At 63.6% G+C, this 15,268-nt stretch carries 17 protein-coding genes; 7 read left to right on the top strand and 10 right to left on the bottom strand.

The features are described 5' to 3' along the window. Positions 1-274 precede the first annotated feature (274 nt). Entirely contained in the window at positions 275-787 is a 513-nt protein-coding gene (locus KF827_RS02975) for a helix-turn-helix transcriptional regulator (protein ID WP_290999788.1), read from the top strand. 68 nt (positions 788-855) lie between these two features. Here the strand turns inward: KF827_RS02975 and KF827_RS02980 are convergent, their stop codons facing one another. Further along, a complete protein-coding gene (locus tag KF827_RS02980) occupies positions 856-2,121 on the bottom strand; it encodes an MltA domain-containing protein (RefSeq protein WP_290999791.1) in 1,266 nt (421 codons plus the stop codon). 2 nt (positions 2,122-2,123) lie between these two features. Then, positions 2,124-2,828 carry a Tim44/TimA family putative adaptor protein gene (locus tag KF827_RS02985; protein WP_290999794.1) on the bottom strand — a complete coding sequence of 235 codons (705 nt, stop codon included), beginning with the start codon at positions 2,826-2,828 and terminating at the stop codon, positions 2,124-2,126. A 301-nt stretch (positions 2,829-3,129) separates the two neighbouring features. On the opposite strand from KF827_RS02985, the gene secB reads away from it, so the two are divergent. After that, positions 3,130-3,588, top strand: coding sequence for a protein-export chaperone SecB (gene secB / locus KF827_RS02990; protein WP_290999797.1), 459 nt, complete (start codon positions 3,130-3,132; stop codon positions 3,586-3,588). Positions 3,589-3,700: 112 nt separating this feature from the next. Here the strand turns inward: secB and KF827_RS02995 are convergent, their stop codons facing one another. Then, positions 3,701-5,809 carry an ATP-binding protein gene (locus KF827_RS02995; RefSeq protein ID WP_290999799.1) on the bottom strand — a complete coding sequence of 703 codons (2,109 nt, stop codon included), beginning with the start codon at positions 5,807-5,809 and terminating at the stop codon, positions 3,701-3,703. 240 nt (positions 5,810-6,049) lie between these two features. On the opposite strand from KF827_RS02995, the gene KF827_RS03000 reads away from it, so the two are divergent. After that, positions 6,050-6,589 (top strand): PAS domain-containing protein, encoded by a 540-nt coding sequence (locus tag KF827_RS03000; protein ID WP_290999802.1) that lies wholly within the window; start codon positions 6,050-6,052, stop codon positions 6,587-6,589. A 45-nt stretch (positions 6,590-6,634) separates the two neighbouring features. On the opposite strand, the gene dnaQ is transcribed toward KF827_RS03000, so the two are convergent. The 7 genes from dnaQ to KF827_RS03035 are packed head-to-tail and all read right to left on the bottom strand — an operon-like array spanning position 6,635 to position 10,931. Further along, positions 6,635-7,318 (bottom strand): DNA polymerase III subunit epsilon, encoded by a 684-nt coding sequence (gene dnaQ, locus KF827_RS03005; RefSeq protein WP_290999805.1) that lies wholly within the window; start codon positions 7,316-7,318, stop codon positions 6,635-6,637. Continuing rightward, entirely contained in the window at positions 7,311-7,919 is a 609-nt protein-coding gene (gene coaE / locus KF827_RS03010; RefSeq protein WP_290999808.1) for a dephospho-CoA kinase, read from the bottom strand. The genes dnaQ and coaE overlap by 8 nt, the downstream gene beginning before the upstream one ends. Next, positions 7,916-8,287, bottom strand: a complete 372-nt coding sequence (locus KF827_RS03015; RefSeq protein ID WP_290999811.1) for a type II toxin-antitoxin system VapC family toxin — start codon at positions 8,285-8,287, stop codon at positions 7,916-7,918. The genes coaE and KF827_RS03015 overlap by 4 nt, the downstream gene beginning before the upstream one ends. Before the next feature lie 13 nt (positions 8,288-8,300). Next, positions 8,301-8,567 carry a type II toxin-antitoxin system prevent-host-death family antitoxin gene (locus KF827_RS03020; RefSeq protein ID WP_290999814.1) on the bottom strand — a complete coding sequence of 89 codons (267 nt, stop codon included), beginning with the start codon at positions 8,565-8,567 and terminating at the stop codon, positions 8,301-8,303. Positions 8,568-8,618: 51 nt separating this feature from the next. Next, complete coding sequence (locus tag KF827_RS03025) at positions 8,619-9,476, bottom strand: shikimate dehydrogenase (RefSeq protein WP_290999819.1); 858 nt, start codon at positions 9,474-9,476, stop codon at positions 8,619-8,621. Continuing rightward, entirely contained in the window at positions 9,473-10,066 is a 594-nt protein-coding gene (locus tag KF827_RS03030) for a Maf family protein (protein ID WP_290999823.1), read from the bottom strand. Before KF827_RS03030 ends, KF827_RS03025 begins: the two co-directional genes overlap by 4 nt. Position 10,067: 1 nt before the next feature. After that, entirely contained in the window at positions 10,068-10,931 is an 864-nt protein-coding gene (locus tag KF827_RS03035; RefSeq protein ID WP_290999826.1) for a pyruvate, water dikinase regulatory protein, read from the bottom strand. 417 nt (positions 10,932-11,348) lie between these two features. Here KF827_RS03035 and hemE point away from each other — a divergent pair, with 417 nt between their 5' ends. The 4 genes from hemE (at position 11,349) to KF827_RS03055 (ending at position 15,267) form a co-directional block, all read left to right on the top strand. Next, the gene (gene hemE / locus KF827_RS03040) at positions 11,349-12,407 is read left to right on the top strand and encodes a uroporphyrinogen decarboxylase (RefSeq protein ID WP_290999830.1); all 1,059 of its coding nucleotides are present in this window, start codon (positions 11,349-11,351) and stop codon (positions 12,405-12,407) included. A gap of 3 nt (positions 12,408-12,410) precedes the next feature. Continuing rightward, a complete protein-coding gene (gene hemH, locus KF827_RS03045) occupies positions 12,411-13,370 on the top strand; it encodes a ferrochelatase (protein ID WP_290999833.1) in 960 nt (319 codons plus the stop codon). 110 nt (positions 13,371-13,480) lie between these two features. Next, the gene (gene hemJ / locus KF827_RS03050; RefSeq protein WP_290999836.1) at positions 13,481-13,906 is read left to right on the top strand and encodes a protoporphyrinogen oxidase HemJ; all 426 of its coding nucleotides are present in this window, start codon (positions 13,481-13,483) and stop codon (positions 13,904-13,906) included. Positions 13,907-14,031: 125 nt separating this feature from the next. After that, on the top strand, positions 14,032-15,267 hold the full coding sequence (locus KF827_RS03055) for an efflux RND transporter periplasmic adaptor subunit (protein WP_290999839.1): 1,236 nt from the start codon (positions 14,032-14,034) through the stop codon (positions 15,265-15,267). Position 15,268: the final 1 nt, after the last annotated feature.

The raw sequence follows: 15,268 nt of genomic DNA on the forward strand, positions 1-15,268 counted from the left end.
GGGCAATCGAATAACCCGCCCGGCCGTTGCCCGGGCAGTTGCGTACCCGGCACCGCACCGGCTGGCCATGCTGCTCCCCCCAGCATTCGCGCCGGCCTTGGCCAGGAAGCCCGCTTCCTGGCCCGGTGCCGGGAGAGTACCAACGGAATCCGTAACAGTGTTATTTCCCCCACCCGAACAGCATACCCCAAGAATAGCCTAACCCACGAATGCCCCAACCCAGCTGCGTCCTACCAGCCCAACAGTTCGATTTGCTCTCAAAGGAGAGATCATCATGGTTCGCAAACCCAATCCCTACGATGCCCATGTCGGTTCGCGCCTGCGCGCCTGCCGCACCCTGGCCGGTTTCAGCCAGGAGCGCCTGGGCAGTGCCGTCAGCCTGAGCTTCCAGCAGATCCAGAAATACGAGAAGGGCCTGAACCGCATCGGGGCCAGCCGTTTGCAGCAATTCTCCCAGATCCTGAACGTGCCGCCGTCGTATTTCTTCGAGGGCATGCCCGGCGTGGAGCAGCAGCCCCAGGCCCGCGGCGAACATTCCGCCGTGGCGGATATCGAGCAGGAAAACAGCCCGATTTCGCGCCGCCAGGCGCTGGAGCTGGTGCGCAATTTCGGCCGGATCGGCGATAGCCTGGTGCGCGACCGGATTTTCCAGCTGATCAAGGCGGCGGCCAATTCCTACGGCCAGCCCAATTCCCACGGCGAGCATAGCGACGAAGAGCCCGCAAGCCTTGCCGCGCCAATCGGCGGCGCCGGCCTGAATGGCATCAATGGCGGCGCGCAGCTGTAACGCATAACAGCGTTATCAAGCCGGAAATAGCTGGCCGGAAATTAGGTGGCCGGGCAGCCCGCGAGCGATCAGCTCGCCGGCTGGCCGGCCATCACCGTTTTCGGCAGCAGCAGCCAGTAACGGCCGGGATGCTTCATCGCCCCGGCAATCGCCTCGGCCTCGGGGCCATGGCCCCAGAACACATCGCCGCGCACCGCGCCACGGATCGCCCCGCCGGTATCCTGGGCCAGCATCAGGCGGTTCAGCGTCACATCCGGGCCCGCAGAACTTGCTGCATCCGGTCGGCTGGCCGACAGCCAGACCGGCAGCCCCATGGCCAGATGGGTGCGATCCACCGCCAGTGAACGGCCTGGGCTGAGCGGCAGCCCCTGCGCCCCCAACGGCCCATCTGGCTGGCTTCCGCCCCCTGCGATATTGGAGGCCGCCATATTGGAAGGGGCTGGAGGCGATATTTCCCGGAAAAACACGAAGGATTTGTTTTCCCGCAGCAGGCCCGGCGCTTCGGCGGGGTTTTCCGCCAGCCATTGCTTCAGGCGCGGCATGGTCACGTCTTCACGGGCCAGCAGGCCGCGATCGATCAGCACCCGCCCGATGGCGGTATAGGGATGGCCATTCTGCCCGGCAAAGCCCACCCGCAGCAGGCCGCCTTCGGCCAGCTCGATGCGACCCGAACCCTGGATCTGCAAAAAGAACACATCCACCGGATTGGCCGCCCAGGCCAGCACCGGCGCCTTGCCCTCAAGCTTGCCGGCCTCGATGCCGGCGCGGTCGTCATAGGGCCGCAGGAAGCCGTTCTGAACCCGGCCGGCGGTACGCTGGCCGCGCCAATCGTTGCGGAACTGGCCCAAATCCACCTGCACCAGATCGGGCGGCAACCCGTAAACCGGCACGTCGTAGCCGGGCCGGCGCTGGCGGCTGCCCTTCAGCGAGGGTTCGTAATAGCCGGTGAACAGGCCCTCGGGCTTGCCATCGCCGATCACCTGCACCGGGCGCATTTCCGCCTCGATCAGCCGGCGCAGGCCGGCATCGTCGCCGGGCGCCAGGGCGGCCAGGCCGTCGCAAAACGGCTTCCAGGCCGCGACAGGACCAAAAATCGTGAACCCATCCGGGCCGGGCCGGCTGGTTTGCGCCAGCAGGCGGGGGCAGGAGGCGCGCAAGGCCGGCAGCGCCTCGGCCATGCGGTCTTCCTGCCAGCCTGGCAGATCGGCAAAGCTGGCGGGATTGAGCGCGAAGGCAGGCGGCCTGATCGCTTCCGGCGGTGCTTCCGGGGGCGGCTTGGCCGCACAGGCTACCAGAACCAGCGACAGCAGGGAGGCTGCCAGCAGCCTGGCCATGCTCAATTCGGCGTGGCGGTGGCGATCAGCGTCCAGTTCGGGTCGCGCGAGCGCAAATCCCGGGCGAAGGTCCAGATATCGGTCACGCTATCCACCCGGCTGGCATCGCCGGCAATCACCACGCCGTTGCGGTCGCGGGTCACCGAAATCAGCTCGCTATCGAATTTCACGGTCACTTCGCCGATCCGGCCATTCACCTGGCTATCGGCGAAGCTGGCATTCTTCAGGCCCACGAAGGTGGTTTCCTGCACCTCGCCCTTGCGGGCGCGATCATCGATCACCTGCTCGAAATCGGCGAAAACCTCGCGCGAGAGCATGGGTTTGAGGGTAGCTTTGTCGCCGGCGGCAAAGGCCGTGACGATCATTTCATAGGCCGCCGAAGCACCCTGCATGAAATCCACCGGATCGAAATGCGGATCGGCGGCCAGGATTTTCGCCAGTTCGGGATAGCTCTTGGCCGGGCTGGCGGCAGGATCGGCGCCAAAGTCGGACCCGGCATCCTCGCGGCGCGGCAGCGGAATCACGTTATCCTGGGCTTCGCCGGTATCGGCGGGGCTTTCGCTGCCCTCGGCGCCCATGGGCGGGCGGCGGCGCTGCTGCTCATGGCCGCTGCGCTGGCCCAGCACCGCGCGCAGGCGCAAGGCTATGAAGCCGGCAATCGCGCCGAGCAGCAGAATGTCGAGAAACTGAAAACCGCCATCACCCATGATATCCCCTGGGGGTCTGCTTGGGAATTTCCCCTGATGTTCCTGGCAGTGTAAACCTGCCCACCCCTGTGGTCCAGCATGCACGCCGCGCCTGCATGTTTTGCTTTCCCGGGGGGTCTTTCCCGGATGTAAGCAATCGGCGGGCCGATTCCAAGGGGCGGGGCGGGGTGTTCACGCAGGGTTCAGATCGACATGGCGCCTGCCGGGTTCTGGCCCACGGATTCGGCCTGCGGCCTTGTTGCAGCCCACGGTTTCATGTTAGCGGTTGCGGCCTCATTTTTCCGGAGACACGGTACCCCCCATGAGCGAAGCACAAGATCAGGCCCCGCAATTCCGCCTCAACGCGCAATATGTGAAGGACCTGTCCTTCGAGCATCCGATGGCGCCGCGCACCTTCACCCTGGAGCAATCGCCGCAGATCGGCGTGAATGTGGGCACCCAGGCACAGAAGATCAGCGACAACCTGTTCGAGGTGGTGCTGCGCATCCTGGTGGAAGCCAAGATCGGCGAAGAGAATGCCTTCGTGGCCGACCTGCATTACGGCGGGCTGTTCACCCTGGCCAATATCCCCGACGAGCATATCGAGCCGCTGCTGCTGGTGGAGGCGCCGCGCCTGCTGTTCCCGTTCGCCCGCCGCATCGTGGCCGACGTGACCCGCGATGGCGGGGTGCCGCCGCTGATGCTCGATCCGATCGACTTCGTGGCACAATACCAGCGCGGCAAGGCCGCCGAAGCCGAAGGCCAGACCGGCCAGGCCTGAAATATCCGCTAAAAGCCCTCACCACCGGATTTATTCCGGTGGTCCTGGGTTCAGCATCTGCGCCCTGTCGGGCAGGCGCCCGTATTTAGAGCTCCGTTTCAGGGCCCAGTATTTAGAGCCCAGTGTTTAGAGCAGTGAGCAGATCCTGCACGATCACCGGCTTGGCCACCACGCCATCGAAGCCGGCGGCTTCATAGCGCAGCACCGCCTCGGGCATCACATCGGCGGTCATCGCCAGCACGCGCGGCGGCCGGCTGCCGCTGGCCGGCTGGCGGCGCAGCGCGCGCAGGGTTTCGAAGCCATCCATATCGGGCATATGGATATCCAGCAGCACGGTCTGATAGGACTTGCCGCGCAGCTTTTCCAAAGCCACGGCGCCGCTTTCCGCCAGGTCGATCTCATAGCCGAACGGCTTGAGCAGAGCGGTCAGCGTGCGGCGGTTCACCAGGTTGTCGTCCACCACCAGCAATCTGGGCAGCAACCTGGGCAGCAATCCGGCCTGGTCTTGCGGTTCGCCATCCGGCGTCGGCTGATGCGGCGATGGCGGCAGGGGCAATGCCTCGGCGGCAACGGAACCAGCCAGCATTTCCGCCGAAGGCTCGCGCCAGGGCAGCTCCACCCAGAACAGCGCGCCCTGGCCCTTTTCGCTGACGCAGCCGATGCGGCCATTCTGCAATTCCACCAGCCGTTTGGTGATGGCAAGGCCGAGGCCGGTTCCGCCGAAACGCCGCGCGGTGGAGGAATCTTCCTGGCTGAAGCGTTCGAACATTTTGTATTGCGCCTCGCGGGCGATGCCCGGGCCGCTATCGCGCACTTCGATACGCAGCATCCAGCCGGTTGCCGCCTGCAGGCGATCGACGGCGATTTCCACGAAGCCGGCTTCGGTGAATTTCACCGCATTGCCCAGCAGGTTCACCAGAATCTGGCGCAGCCGCGCGGCATCGCCGAATAATCCATCGGGCAGACTGTCGGGCAGCTTCACACGCAGCTCCAGCCCCTTGGCGGCGCAGGCCGAGGCGAACAGCATGCGCATCGCCTCGATCTGCGGTCGCAGCCGCATCGGCTCGCTGGCGATCTGCATGCGGCCGGCTTCCAGCCGCGAATAATCCAGCACATCGTTGATCACGCCGAGCAGGCTGCTGGCGGATTCCGCGATCACGCTCACCTGTTCCGCCGCTTCCGATGAAAGCGGCTGGTTTTTCAACGCCTGCGCCATGCCCAGCACGCCGTTCATCGGCGTGCGGATTTCGTGGCTCATGGTGGCGAGGAATTCGCTCTTGGCCGCCGCCAGCCGTTCGGCGCGCGCGGTCTGTTCCTGCAATTGCATGTTCAGCGAACCCAGGGCGCGCACGCGGCGATCTTCCGCCTGCAACAGCCGGCGCGCGGTGAACACCGTGCCGGCGGCCAGCAACAGAATCGCCACCGAACACACCGCCACCAGCCAGGACAGATCGTTCCATTGCTGCATCGCCTGGGCCATCGGCCGCGAAGCCAGGATGGTCAGCCGGTCATCGAACAGCCGGCGCGCCGCCAGGATGCGTGTCTCGCCGCCCATGCCCAGCGCATAGATTCCGGCGGCCTTCTGGCGGTTGGGTTCCTGCTGCAGATAATCCAGCACCGGCAGGGCGGGAATCGCGGCGCCGATTTCGTCCGGCCGCATCGGATAGCTCACCACCACGCGCATGTCGCTATAGATCAGCGTGATGCAATCATCGCCTTCATGGTCGGCGGAAAAGCCATCGGCGAAACGGTCGGGATCCACCACCGAGGTGATCACCGCCTTCAGCCTGCCGGTTTCGTCGCGCACCGGCATCGACATGGAAATCTGCCACATGCCATCCACCTTGTTGCTCACCGGGCCGCCCAGGAAAAACGGCTGGCGGGCGCCATCGAGGAACAGGCGGATATAATCGCGGTCGGCAAGCTGCACCTGCGGCGCCGGGTTGGACCGCGAAGAATGGATCAGGTTGCCTTGATCGTCGGTGATGCCCAGGCTGCGGATATGCGGGGTTTCCAGCTCCAGCCGGCGCAACTCGTTATGGATGGCGCGGTCGTCGTTGCCTTCCATGCGATAGAGCAGCACCAGTTTTTCCAAAGTGGCGCGCAGGCCCAGCATCACGGTTTCGATCTGCTGGCCATGGATCTGGGCGCGGCGTTCCATGCGCACCACCTCGTCGGCCTCCACCTGCGGCCGCAACACGGCATGCACATAGAAGTTCACCGCCCCCACCAGCAATGCGATAGCCAGCGCGAACAGGACAAGCAGCAGGCGGGACTGTGTGAATGCTCCTGGAGTTTGGCCTGGGGCTGGCCGCGAACCGGCTACCGGACCGGTTGCCGAACTGCCCAGAAACTGGCATGGCGGAAAACAGCTTGCAACCTAACTTTTTGCTCCGGTTGGCCATTCCTCGTCCCGGCATGCATATTGCCTGTTGCCGGCGCTTGGCGGATACTTGCCGGCATGGTGGAAGATCTCGACGGCAAGATCGCGCGCTCCGACCATCCCCGCATGCTGGGGACCGGGTTTCTGGATATCTGCTCCAGCCGGGTGAAACGCGCCTTCGGCTATTGGGACGGCCTGCGCGGCAGCCGCATCATGCCCGCCCGCGCCGATATCGACCCGCTGCAAATCCCCGATCTGCTGCCTTTCGTGGTGCTGACCGAAGTGCTGCAAGAACCGCCCTGGCTGCGCTATCGCCTGGTGGGCACGCGGCAGGTGCAGATGCGCGGCTTCGACCCCACCGGCAGGGCGGTGGCCGGCAACCATATCGGGCATCATCTGCCGTCAGACACGGTTGATGAGGTGTTGCTCAACTACTGGATCGTGATCGGCAAGCGCTGTCCGGTCTATGATTACAATTCCGTGCTGGGCCCCACCCTGGATAGCGGCTCGCTGGATATCGGCCAGGTGCGCGAACGCGGCACCCTGCTGCTGCCGCTGGGCCAGGATGGCGAAACCGTCGACATGGTCTTCTGCATCGCCGACGTGGATCACGCCTGATCACATCCAAGCTTGGCCCGCTCTCCAGGGTGGTGCGGGCGGCTTTCAGTTCAGCCAGATCGGTTCTTTCAGCTTGGCGATGAATTTTTCATGGGCCGCCAATTCATCGGGCGGCACGCTATGGGGCCGCACCGGCCGCGCCGGGCCGCGCGGTGCCAGCAAGGCAGCCGCCGCCGCCGCATCGTCGCCATCGCCGGCCAGGCCCAGGCCCTGCTGCCGGCCGCCCACCAGTTCCAGATAGACCTCGGCCAGCAATTCGGCATCCAGCAGCGCGCCATGCTTGATGCGGGCGGAATTGTCGATGTTGAAGCGTTTGCACAGCGCATCCAGCGAAGCCTGCGCGCCGGGAAATTTGCGCCGTGCCATCTGCACCGTGTCGATGGCGCGATCGAAAGCCAGAATCTGCCGGCCGGCGCGCTTCAATTCGGCATTCAGAAACGCCATGTCGAACGCCGCGTTATGGATCACCAGCTTGGTATCCTCGCCGATGAATTTCAGGAATTCGTCGGCGATCTCGGCAAACAGCGGCTTGTCGGACAGGAATTCCTGCGACAATCCATGCACCTTGAAGGCCTCTTCCGGCATGTCGCGCTGGGGATTGCAGTATTTATGCAGATGCCGGCCGGTGGGAATGTGGTTCACCAACTCGATGCAGCCCAGTTCCACCAGCCTGTCGCCGCCATCGGCGTTGAAGCCGGTGGTTTCGGTATCCAGCACGATCTCACGCATGATGCGTTGCCTCCTTGCGCAGCCTGTGCACCAAAGCCGCCACTTGTTTTTCGGTTTCCGCCACCGGCAGGCCGGTATCGATCACCGTATCGGCCAGCCGGCGCTTTTCGGCATCGGGCACCTGCTTGGCCAGGATGGCGGCGAATTTTTCTTCCGTCATGCCCGGCCGGGCCAGCACGCGGGCGCGCTGCATGTCGGCCGGCGCGCTCACCACCGCCACATGATCCACGCCGTCGCGGCCGCGTCCCTCGAATAGCAGCGGAATATCCAGCAGCACCACGGCTTCGCCGCGGCCTTCCGCATCCTGCAGAAAGCGCTGGCGCATCTCGCCCACCAGCGGATGCACGATGGCCTCGATCCGCTTCAGCGCCGCCGCATCGGCCAGCATATGGCGCACCAGCACCGCGCGGTCGATACCGCCGGCTGGCGTATGCGCATCGGGAAAGGCCGCCAGCATCGGTGCCACCGCCGCGCCGCCCGGGGCATAGAGTTCATGCACCGCCGCATCGGCATCGAAAACCGGCACGCCCAGCGATGTGAACATCGCCGCCACGGTGGATTTGCCCATGCCGATGGACCCCGTCAATGCCAGCTTGATCATGCAGACAGCACTTTCACATCGTAGCGACGAAATTGCCGGTCGCTGCTGGCAAGCGTCAGATTCTCCACGCGTGCCTGAGCGATAAGCATACGATCGAAGGGATCGCGATGCAGCAGCGGCAGTGTTTTATATTCAGCAATATGGGCGCGCTCTATGGGCAGCAACTCAATCCCCAAAGCCAGCATCTGCTGATCCATGTCCAGTGGTAATTTCAATTTACCCAGGCCGGATTTGATCGCGGTTTCCCATAGCGACGCCATGCTTACGACCAGATCGTTTGCCGTATCGCCAAGAATACGGGCCATGGAGACGGACAAAGTGCCTTCCATGCTGTGAATCAGCACATTGGTATCGAGCAGATAGCGCATGCATCAAACCGTGTCAGACATCACCATCTGGAAAAATCTTGCTGTTGTAGAAATCCTCGGCGATCTCGCGATCCACCGCATCCATATCGGGCGCCATCCAGACCTTGCCGGCCCAGGCTCCGAATTGCCGCCGGCGCGGCTTCTCATCCGCCTGCACTGGCACCAGCCGCACCTCCGGCTGGCCGGCGCGCGCGATGATCACCTCCTCGCCCTGCTTGGCGGCGGCGATCAGCTTGGACAGATTGGTTTTCGCCTCGTGGATATTGGCCTTGATGGTCATTGCCAGACTCCTGCTTAGCTAAGTTAGCTAAGCTAGGTTAGCTAAGCAAGTTCAATCCGCCAGCACCGCCTCCCGCAGGCCGGGCGTCACCTCGGGCCATTGGCCGAACCAGGCGGCAAAGCCCGGCCGGCCCTGATGCAGCAGCATGCCCAGGCCATCCACCACCGGATTGCCGCGCGCCCGGGCGGCGGCCAGCAGCCCGGTTTCCAGCGGGGCATAGACGATATCGGTCACCAGCGCCTGGATGGGCAGGGCATCCAGGGCGATATCCAGCGCCGGCTGGCCGCTCATGCCCAGGCTGGTGGTATTCACCAGCAGGCCGGCGCCGTCCAGCAGGTCCGCGCGGTCCTCCCAGGCGCCGATGCTAACGCGCGGATCGTCCAGCGCCTTGGCCAGCGCTTCGGCGCGTTCCGGGCTGCGATTGATGATGGTCAGAGCCGGCAGGCCGGCATCCAGCAGCGCCACGCAGATCGCCCGCGCGCTGCCGCCTGCCCCCAGCACCAGGCCAGGCCAGGCCGATGGCTGCCATTGCGGCTGGCTTTCGCGCAGATTCTGCAAAAAGCCGTAGCCATCGGTATTCTGCCCGAACAGGCTGCCATCCTCGCGCAGGATCAGCGTATTGGCGGCGCCGATGCGTTTGGCGGCATGGTCGATCTCGTCCAGAAACGGCAGCACAGCCTGCTTATGCGGAATGGTGACATTCACGCCGCGAAAATTCTCCGCCTGGCCGCTGCGTTTCAGTTCCTGCAAAAACCCGCCCAGATCTTCCGGCGGCAGCGGCAGCAGATCGTAGCGGCCCGGCAGGCCGTATTGCTTTAGCCAATAGCCATGCAGCCTGGGCGAACGCGAATGCTGCACCGGCCAGCCGATCACGCCGGCGCGCGGCGCCAGGATATCGTCCTCGCTCATGCCCGCACCTCGTTATTGGCGCGCAGGAAATCCAGCAGCGGCAATAACGGCAGCCCCAGGATGGTGAAGTAATCGCCCTGGATACGCGAAAAAAGCTGCACGCCGATATCCTCCAGCCGATAGGCACCCACCGATGCCAGGATGCTGTCGCCGGCCTGCGCCAGATAGGCTTCCAGGAAATCGTCGGAAAAATCCCGCATGGTCATGCGCGCGGTTTCCACATGATGCCACACCACGCCGCCATCGCGGCCCACGGTGATGGCGGAATGCAGATGATGGGTCTTGCCGCGCAGGCTGCGCAATTGCGTGCGCGCAGCCGCGATATCCGCCGGTTTGTCGAACCATGCGCCGTCGCAGGCCAGCATCTGGTCGCAGCCGATCACGAAACTGCGGTCGCCGATCACGGAGGCGCGGCGCATCTTCAATTCGGCCAAGGTTTCCGCCACCCGCTCGGGCGGCGCGCCCTCGGCTTTCAACGACAGCTTGATCTCGTCTTCATCCACCCGGGCCGGGCGGATTTCCACATCCAGGCCGGCATTGCGCAGCATGGCGGCGCGGGCGGGACTGGCCGATGCCAATACAAGGGTCATGTCATGCTTCGTCTTCGGTATGGGCGTTTTTTTCTTCGCGCCGGTTATACAGATTGAGAATCGCGGCGGCGGTTTCCTCGATCGAGCGACGCGACACGTCGATGATCGGCCAGCCATGGCGGGCGCAGAGCTTGCGCGCCTCGGCCACTTCGGCGCGCACCTGTTCGATATCCACGTAATCGGTTTCGGTGGTCTGGTTCAGGCTGAGCAGCCGATTGCGGCGCACCATCACCAGGCGGTCGGGCGAAGTGGTGAGGCCCACCACCAGCGGCTCTTTGCTGCGCAGCAATTCCTCCGGCAGCGACAGGCCGGGCACGATGGGAATATTGGCGGTTTTGAATCCGCGATTGGCGAGATAGATCGAGGTGGGGGTTTTCGACGTGCGCGACACGCCCACCAGCACGATATCCGCCTTGTCGATATCATCGGTATGCTGGCCATCGTCATGGGCGATGGTGAAATGCATGGCATCGATGCGGGCGAAATATTCCGCGTCCAGCTCATGCTGGCGGCCGGGCTGGTTCTTGGCCTTCTCGCCGAAATATTTGCCCACCGCCAGGATCACCGGATCCAGCACCGCCAGATAGGGAATGCGATGCTTGCCGCAATGGCGCACCAATATGTCGCGCAGGTTGGGATCCACGATGGTGAACAGCACCAGGCCGCCGATCTTGGTGATGGATTCCACCACGCGCTCCATCTGCGCCGCCGTGCGCACCAGCGCCCAGCTATGGGTTTCCACTTCCTCGTTGGAGGTCTGGAACTGCACCATGGCGGCGGTGGCCACCGATTTCAGGGTTTCGCCGGTGGCATCCGATACCAGATGGATATGCGGCCGGCGCGGCAATGTGGGCTGCGGACTCATCTGGCTACCGGTATCCTGACGCATCTGCGTGAAAGGGAGATGGCTGTGTAAAAGGTGGACAACAAGGATAAGCCGCGACTTATCCCAAGCCCGGGCTTTTTCATGCCCGCTTGCCGGTTTTCTTGCAAGCCATCATGCCGAGGCGGATGGAATCCCAGCCACCCCTGTGAATCCCGTGGATGATGCATCAAACCGTCATTCCGCCGTCATCATCCCCCTTATCCACATTTTCAAGCCATTGATTTGCTTGCGAGTCGCACCGGTTTATCCCGCGATGCCCGGTCTGGCATGCAACCCGGCTGTGTAAAAGAATGGAATCCGGAATGCTTGCGGCAAGACCGCGCATCCCCGTTATCCACCGGACAAACCACTACTCCAACTCTTTCTTTTTAATAATAAATAGGAAAGGAATAGGGTATGAACAGCGCCCTTCCTGCCAGTCAAAAGCCCTTCATCAAAGCCCTCAATGGCGAGGCCTTGCCGCGTCCGCCGGTCTGGCTGATGCGCCAGGCCGGGCGCTATCTGCCGGAATACCGGGCCACCCGGGCGCAGGCCGGCAGCTTCCTGGACCTGTGCTACAACCCGGACCTGGCCACCGAAGTGACCCTGCAGCCGATCCGGCGTTTCGGCTTCGATGCCGCCATTCTGTTTGCCGATATTCTGCTGCTGCCCCAGGCGTTGGGGCAAGAGCTGCGGTTTCAGGAAGGCGAGGGGCCGCTGCTGGCTGCCATCCGCAGCGAGGCCGAACTGGGCAAGCTGCGGCCGGAAGCCATCCATGCGCGCCTGGAGCCGGTCTATGAGGCGGTGGCGCGGATCAAGGCCGCCCTGCCGGCGGAAACCGCCCTGATCGGCTTTGCCGGCGCGCCCTGGACGGTGGCCACCTATATGCTGGAAGGCCGCGGCGGCAACGACCAGGCGGCGGCCAAGATGTGGGCTTTCGGCAATCCGGCGGCGCTGGATCGGCTGATGGCATTGCTGGTGGATTCGACGGTTTCCTACCTCGACCGCCAGATCCAGGCCGGCGCCGAGGTCGTACAACTCTTCGATACCTGGGCCGGTGTGCTGCCCGACGAACAATTCCAGCGCTATTGCGTGTTGCCGGTGAAAATGATCATCCAGCGTTTGCGCCAGAAATATCCCGCTTTGCCGGTGATCGCGTTTCCGCGCGGTGCCGGCGCGCAATACGATGGCTTTGCCGCTGCCACCGGCGCCACCGCGCTGAGCCTGGATTACACCGTGCCGCTGGCCTGGGCGCGCGACCGGCTGTGGAGCAAGCATCCGGTGCAGGGCAATCTTGATCCGCGCCTGCTGGTGGCCGGCGGGCCGCAGATGATGCAGGCCGTGCAGCGTATCTTGCAGCATTTCCAGGGCCGCAATCACATCTTCAATCTCGGCCATGGCATCCTGCCGGAAACCCCTCCCCAGCATGTGGAGCAATTGCTGCGCCTGCTGCGCGGCGCCAGCATGGCGGCCTGAAACATGGCCCGCACCGCCATCGTTCTGTTCAATCTGGGCGGCCCGGACAGCCTGGAAGCCGTGCGGCCTTTTCTGTTCAACCTGTTCAACGATCCGGCGATCATCCGGCTGCCCTGGATTCTGCGCCGGCCGCTGGCCAGCCTGATTTCTGGCCGCCGGGCCAAAACCGCGCAGGCGATCTATGCCCGGATGGGCGGGCGTTCGCCGATCCTGCCGGAAACCGAAAAACAGGCTGCCGCGCTGGAAAAGGCTTTAAACAGCCCAGGCCAGAATAATCTGGAAATCCGGGTGTTCATCGCCATGCGTTATTGGCATCCCTTCGCCGCCGAAACCGCCAAGGCCGTGCAGGCCTGGGGGGCTGAAAAAGTGGTGATGCTGCCGCTTTATCCGCAATATTCCACCACCACCACGCAATCCTCGTTCGATGATTGGAACCGTGCGGCCAAGGCGGCGGGGTTGAGCGTGCCGCATGTGCATGTCACGCAATATCCGATCCAGCCGGGTTTCATCGCCGCCAATGTGGCGTTGATCCGGGAAGCCCTGGCGCGGGTGGAAAAGCCCTATCGTCTGCTGTTTTCCGCCCATGGCCTGCCGAAAAAGATCGTGGCGGCCGGCGATCCCTATCAGCGCCAGGTGGAACAGAGCGCGGCGGCGGTGGTTGCCGGGCTGAACATTCCTGATCTGGATTGGCAGATCTGCTACCAGAGCCGGGTCGGCCCGCTGGAATGGATCGGGCCGGCCACGGACGCCGAGATCAAGCGCGCCGGCGCCGATGGCAAGGCGATCCTGCTTTGCCCGATCGCCTTCGTATCCGAGCATTCCGAGACCCTGGTGGAACTGGATATCGAATATGCCGAACTGGCCCATGAGCATGGCGTGAAAAGCTATGTGCGGGTGCCCACGGTGGGCGTACAGCCGGATTTCATCGATGGCCTGGCGCAGCTGGTGCGCAGTGCATTATAGCTGATCCGTCATGCCCGGACCTGTTTCGGGCATCCATGGTTCAGTCGCTTATCATATCAGGCATGCACCGTCGGACTGAATCCGAGGGTGACTCTTTGGGATGGCATAGGATGCTCTACGATTGGATCAAGGCGCTGCATGTGATCAGCGTGATTGCCTGGATGGCCGGCATGTTCTATCTGCCGCGCCTGTATGTGTATCACGTGGATGCCGCCAAGGGTTCGGTGCAATCGGAAACCTTCAAGGTGATGGAACGCCGGCTGCTGCGGGCGATCATCGACCCGGCGATGTCGGCCTCCTGGATTTTCGGCCTCACCCTGGCCTGGCTGGGCGATCATTGGCTGCAACCCTGGTTTATGGCGAAATTCGCGCTGGTTCTGGCGATGTCTGGCCTGCATGGCTTTTATGCGCGCTGGCGCCGGCAATTCGCCGAGGATGCGAATACCCATTCGGCGAAATTCTACCGCGTGATGAACGAGGTACCCACTTTGCTGATGGTGGGCATCGTGATCCTGGTGATCGTGAAGCCATTCTGAGGCAGCGGACCCGATTGCGGCTTTTGTGATCGTTTTCGCATTCCGGGGCGTTAACCCTAAGAGATGATTGTCTCATAACAAATTCGGTCTTGCGTTCTTTTTGCAGCGCACTACAACTTTGCGCCATGACATACCGCACATATCCGCACTTGGCGCGCAGCTTCGTTGCCTCGCTGGGTTTCTCCCTTGTTTTCGCTCTTGCTGCTCCGGCTTTTGCCCAGATGGGCGGGCCGCCGCCGGTGACGGTGGCCAAGCCGGTGGTGAAGCAGATCGTGGAGCTGGACGAATATACCGGCCGCTTCGAGGCTTCGGCCACGGTGGATATCCGCGCCCGGGTGAACGGTTATCTGGAGAAGCTGTCGTTTGCCGAGGGCAGCATGGTGCGCGAGGGCGAATTGCTGGCGGTGATCGACCGGCGGCCCTATGTGGCGGCGCTGAACCAGGCCCAGGCGGCGTTGAATTCGCTGCAAACCAAACTGGATTTTGCCAAGCAGGATGCCGACCGCTATGAGCGCCTGGCACGCAGCGGCACGGCGGCCGAACGCACCGCGGAAGAGAAGCGCCAGGCCTTTCAGCAGGCCCAGGCCGATATCCAGGGCGCGCGGGCCAGCGTGGAATCCGCCCGGCTGAATCTCAGCTTCACCGAAATCCGCGCGCCGATGAGCGGCCGGATCGGCCGCAAGCTGGTGAACGAGGGCAACCTGGTGAGCGAGAACCAGACCCTGCTGGCCACCATCGTGGCGCTGGATCCGGTGTATTTCTATTTCGACGTGGATGAGCGTTCGTATCTGGCCTATCGCCGCATGGCGGCGAATGGCGGCAATGGCAGCAATGCCAATGGCGCCAATGGCAATGCGGGGGCCAATGGTTTAGAGGTCGGCGTGGAACTGGCCGATGAAAAGAGCTTCCCGCACAAGGGCAAGCTGGATTTCACCGACAGCCGCCTGGATGCCGCCACCGGCAGCATGCGCATGCGCGCCGCTTTGCCCAACCAGTCGATGTTCCTCACGCCCGGCATGTTCGGCCGCATCGCGGTGCCCGGCAGCCCGAAATACGAAGCCGTGCTGATCCCCGACGAAGCCATCGTCACCGATCTGAGCCGGCGTTTCGTCTATGTGGTGGGCGAGGGCGGCGCGGTGCGCCAGCAGCCGGTGGAAACCGGTTCGCGCACCGATAACTACCGCATCGTACGCAAGGGCCTGAAGGGCGACGAAACCGTGGTGATCAACGGCCTGCAACGCGTGCGCATGGGCGGCGGCAAGGTAACGCCGATGCCGGTGCAGATGCCGCCGGTCTGGGCCGGCCTGATGGCTTTGCCGCAGCCGCAAATGCCGCAAGCTGCACCGAAGCAGGGCGGATAAA

This window comes from Ferrovibrio sp., assembly GCF_019636075.1.
Taxonomy (GTDB): Bacteria; Pseudomonadota; Alphaproteobacteria; order Ferrovibrionales; family Ferrovibrionaceae; genus Ferrovibrio.

Coding starts and splice junctions, on each gene's coding strand:
- KF827_RS02975 (WP_290999788.1), top strand. CDS start 275: ATGGTTCGCAAACCCAATCCCTACGATGCCCATGTCGGTTCGCGCCTG.
- KF827_RS02980 (WP_290999791.1), bottom strand. CDS start 2,121: ATGGCCAGGCTGCTGGCAGCCTCCCTGCTGTCGCTGGTTCTGGTAGCC.
- KF827_RS02985 (WP_290999794.1), bottom strand. CDS start 2,828: ATGGGTGATGGCGGTTTTCAGTTTCTCGACATTCTGCTGCTCGGCGCG.
- secB (WP_290999797.1), top strand. CDS start 3,130: ATGAGCGAAGCACAAGATCAGGCCCCGCAATTCCGCCTCAACGCGCAA.
- KF827_RS03000 (WP_290999802.1), top strand. CDS start 6,050: ATGGTGGAAGATCTCGACGGCAAGATCGCGCGCTCCGACCATCCCCGC.
- dnaQ (WP_290999805.1), bottom strand. CDS start 7,318: ATGCGTGAGATCGTGCTGGATACCGAAACCACCGGCTTCAACGCCGAT.
- coaE (WP_290999808.1), bottom strand. CDS start 7,919: ATGATCAAGCTGGCATTGACGGGGTCCATCGGCATGGGCAAATCCACC.
- KF827_RS03015 (WP_290999811.1), bottom strand. CDS start 8,287: ATGCGCTATCTGCTCGATACCAATGTGCTGATTCACAGCATGGAAGGC.
- KF827_RS03020 (WP_290999814.1), bottom strand. CDS start 8,567: ATGACCATCAAGGCCAATATCCACGAGGCGAAAACCAATCTGTCCAAG.
- KF827_RS03025 (WP_290999819.1), bottom strand. CDS start 9,476: ATGAGCGAGGACGATATCCTGGCGCCGCGCGCCGGCGTGATCGGCTGG.
- KF827_RS03030 (WP_290999823.1), bottom strand. CDS start 10,066: ATGACCCTTGTATTGGCATCGGCCAGTCCCGCCCGCGCCGCCATGCTG.
- KF827_RS03035 (WP_290999826.1), bottom strand. CDS start 10,931: ATGAGTCCGCAGCCCACATTGCCGCGCCGGCCGCATATCCATCTGGTA.
- hemE (WP_290999830.1), top strand. CDS start 11,349: ATGAACAGCGCCCTTCCTGCCAGTCAAAAGCCCTTCATCAAAGCCCTC.
- hemH (WP_290999833.1), top strand. CDS start 12,411: ATGGCCCGCACCGCCATCGTTCTGTTCAATCTGGGCGGCCCGGACAGC.
- hemJ (WP_290999836.1), top strand. CDS start 13,481: ATGCTCTACGATTGGATCAAGGCGCTGCATGTGATCAGCGTGATTGCC.
- KF827_RS03055 (WP_290999839.1), top strand. CDS start 14,032: ATGACATACCGCACATATCCGCACTTGGCGCGCAGCTTCGTTGCCTCG.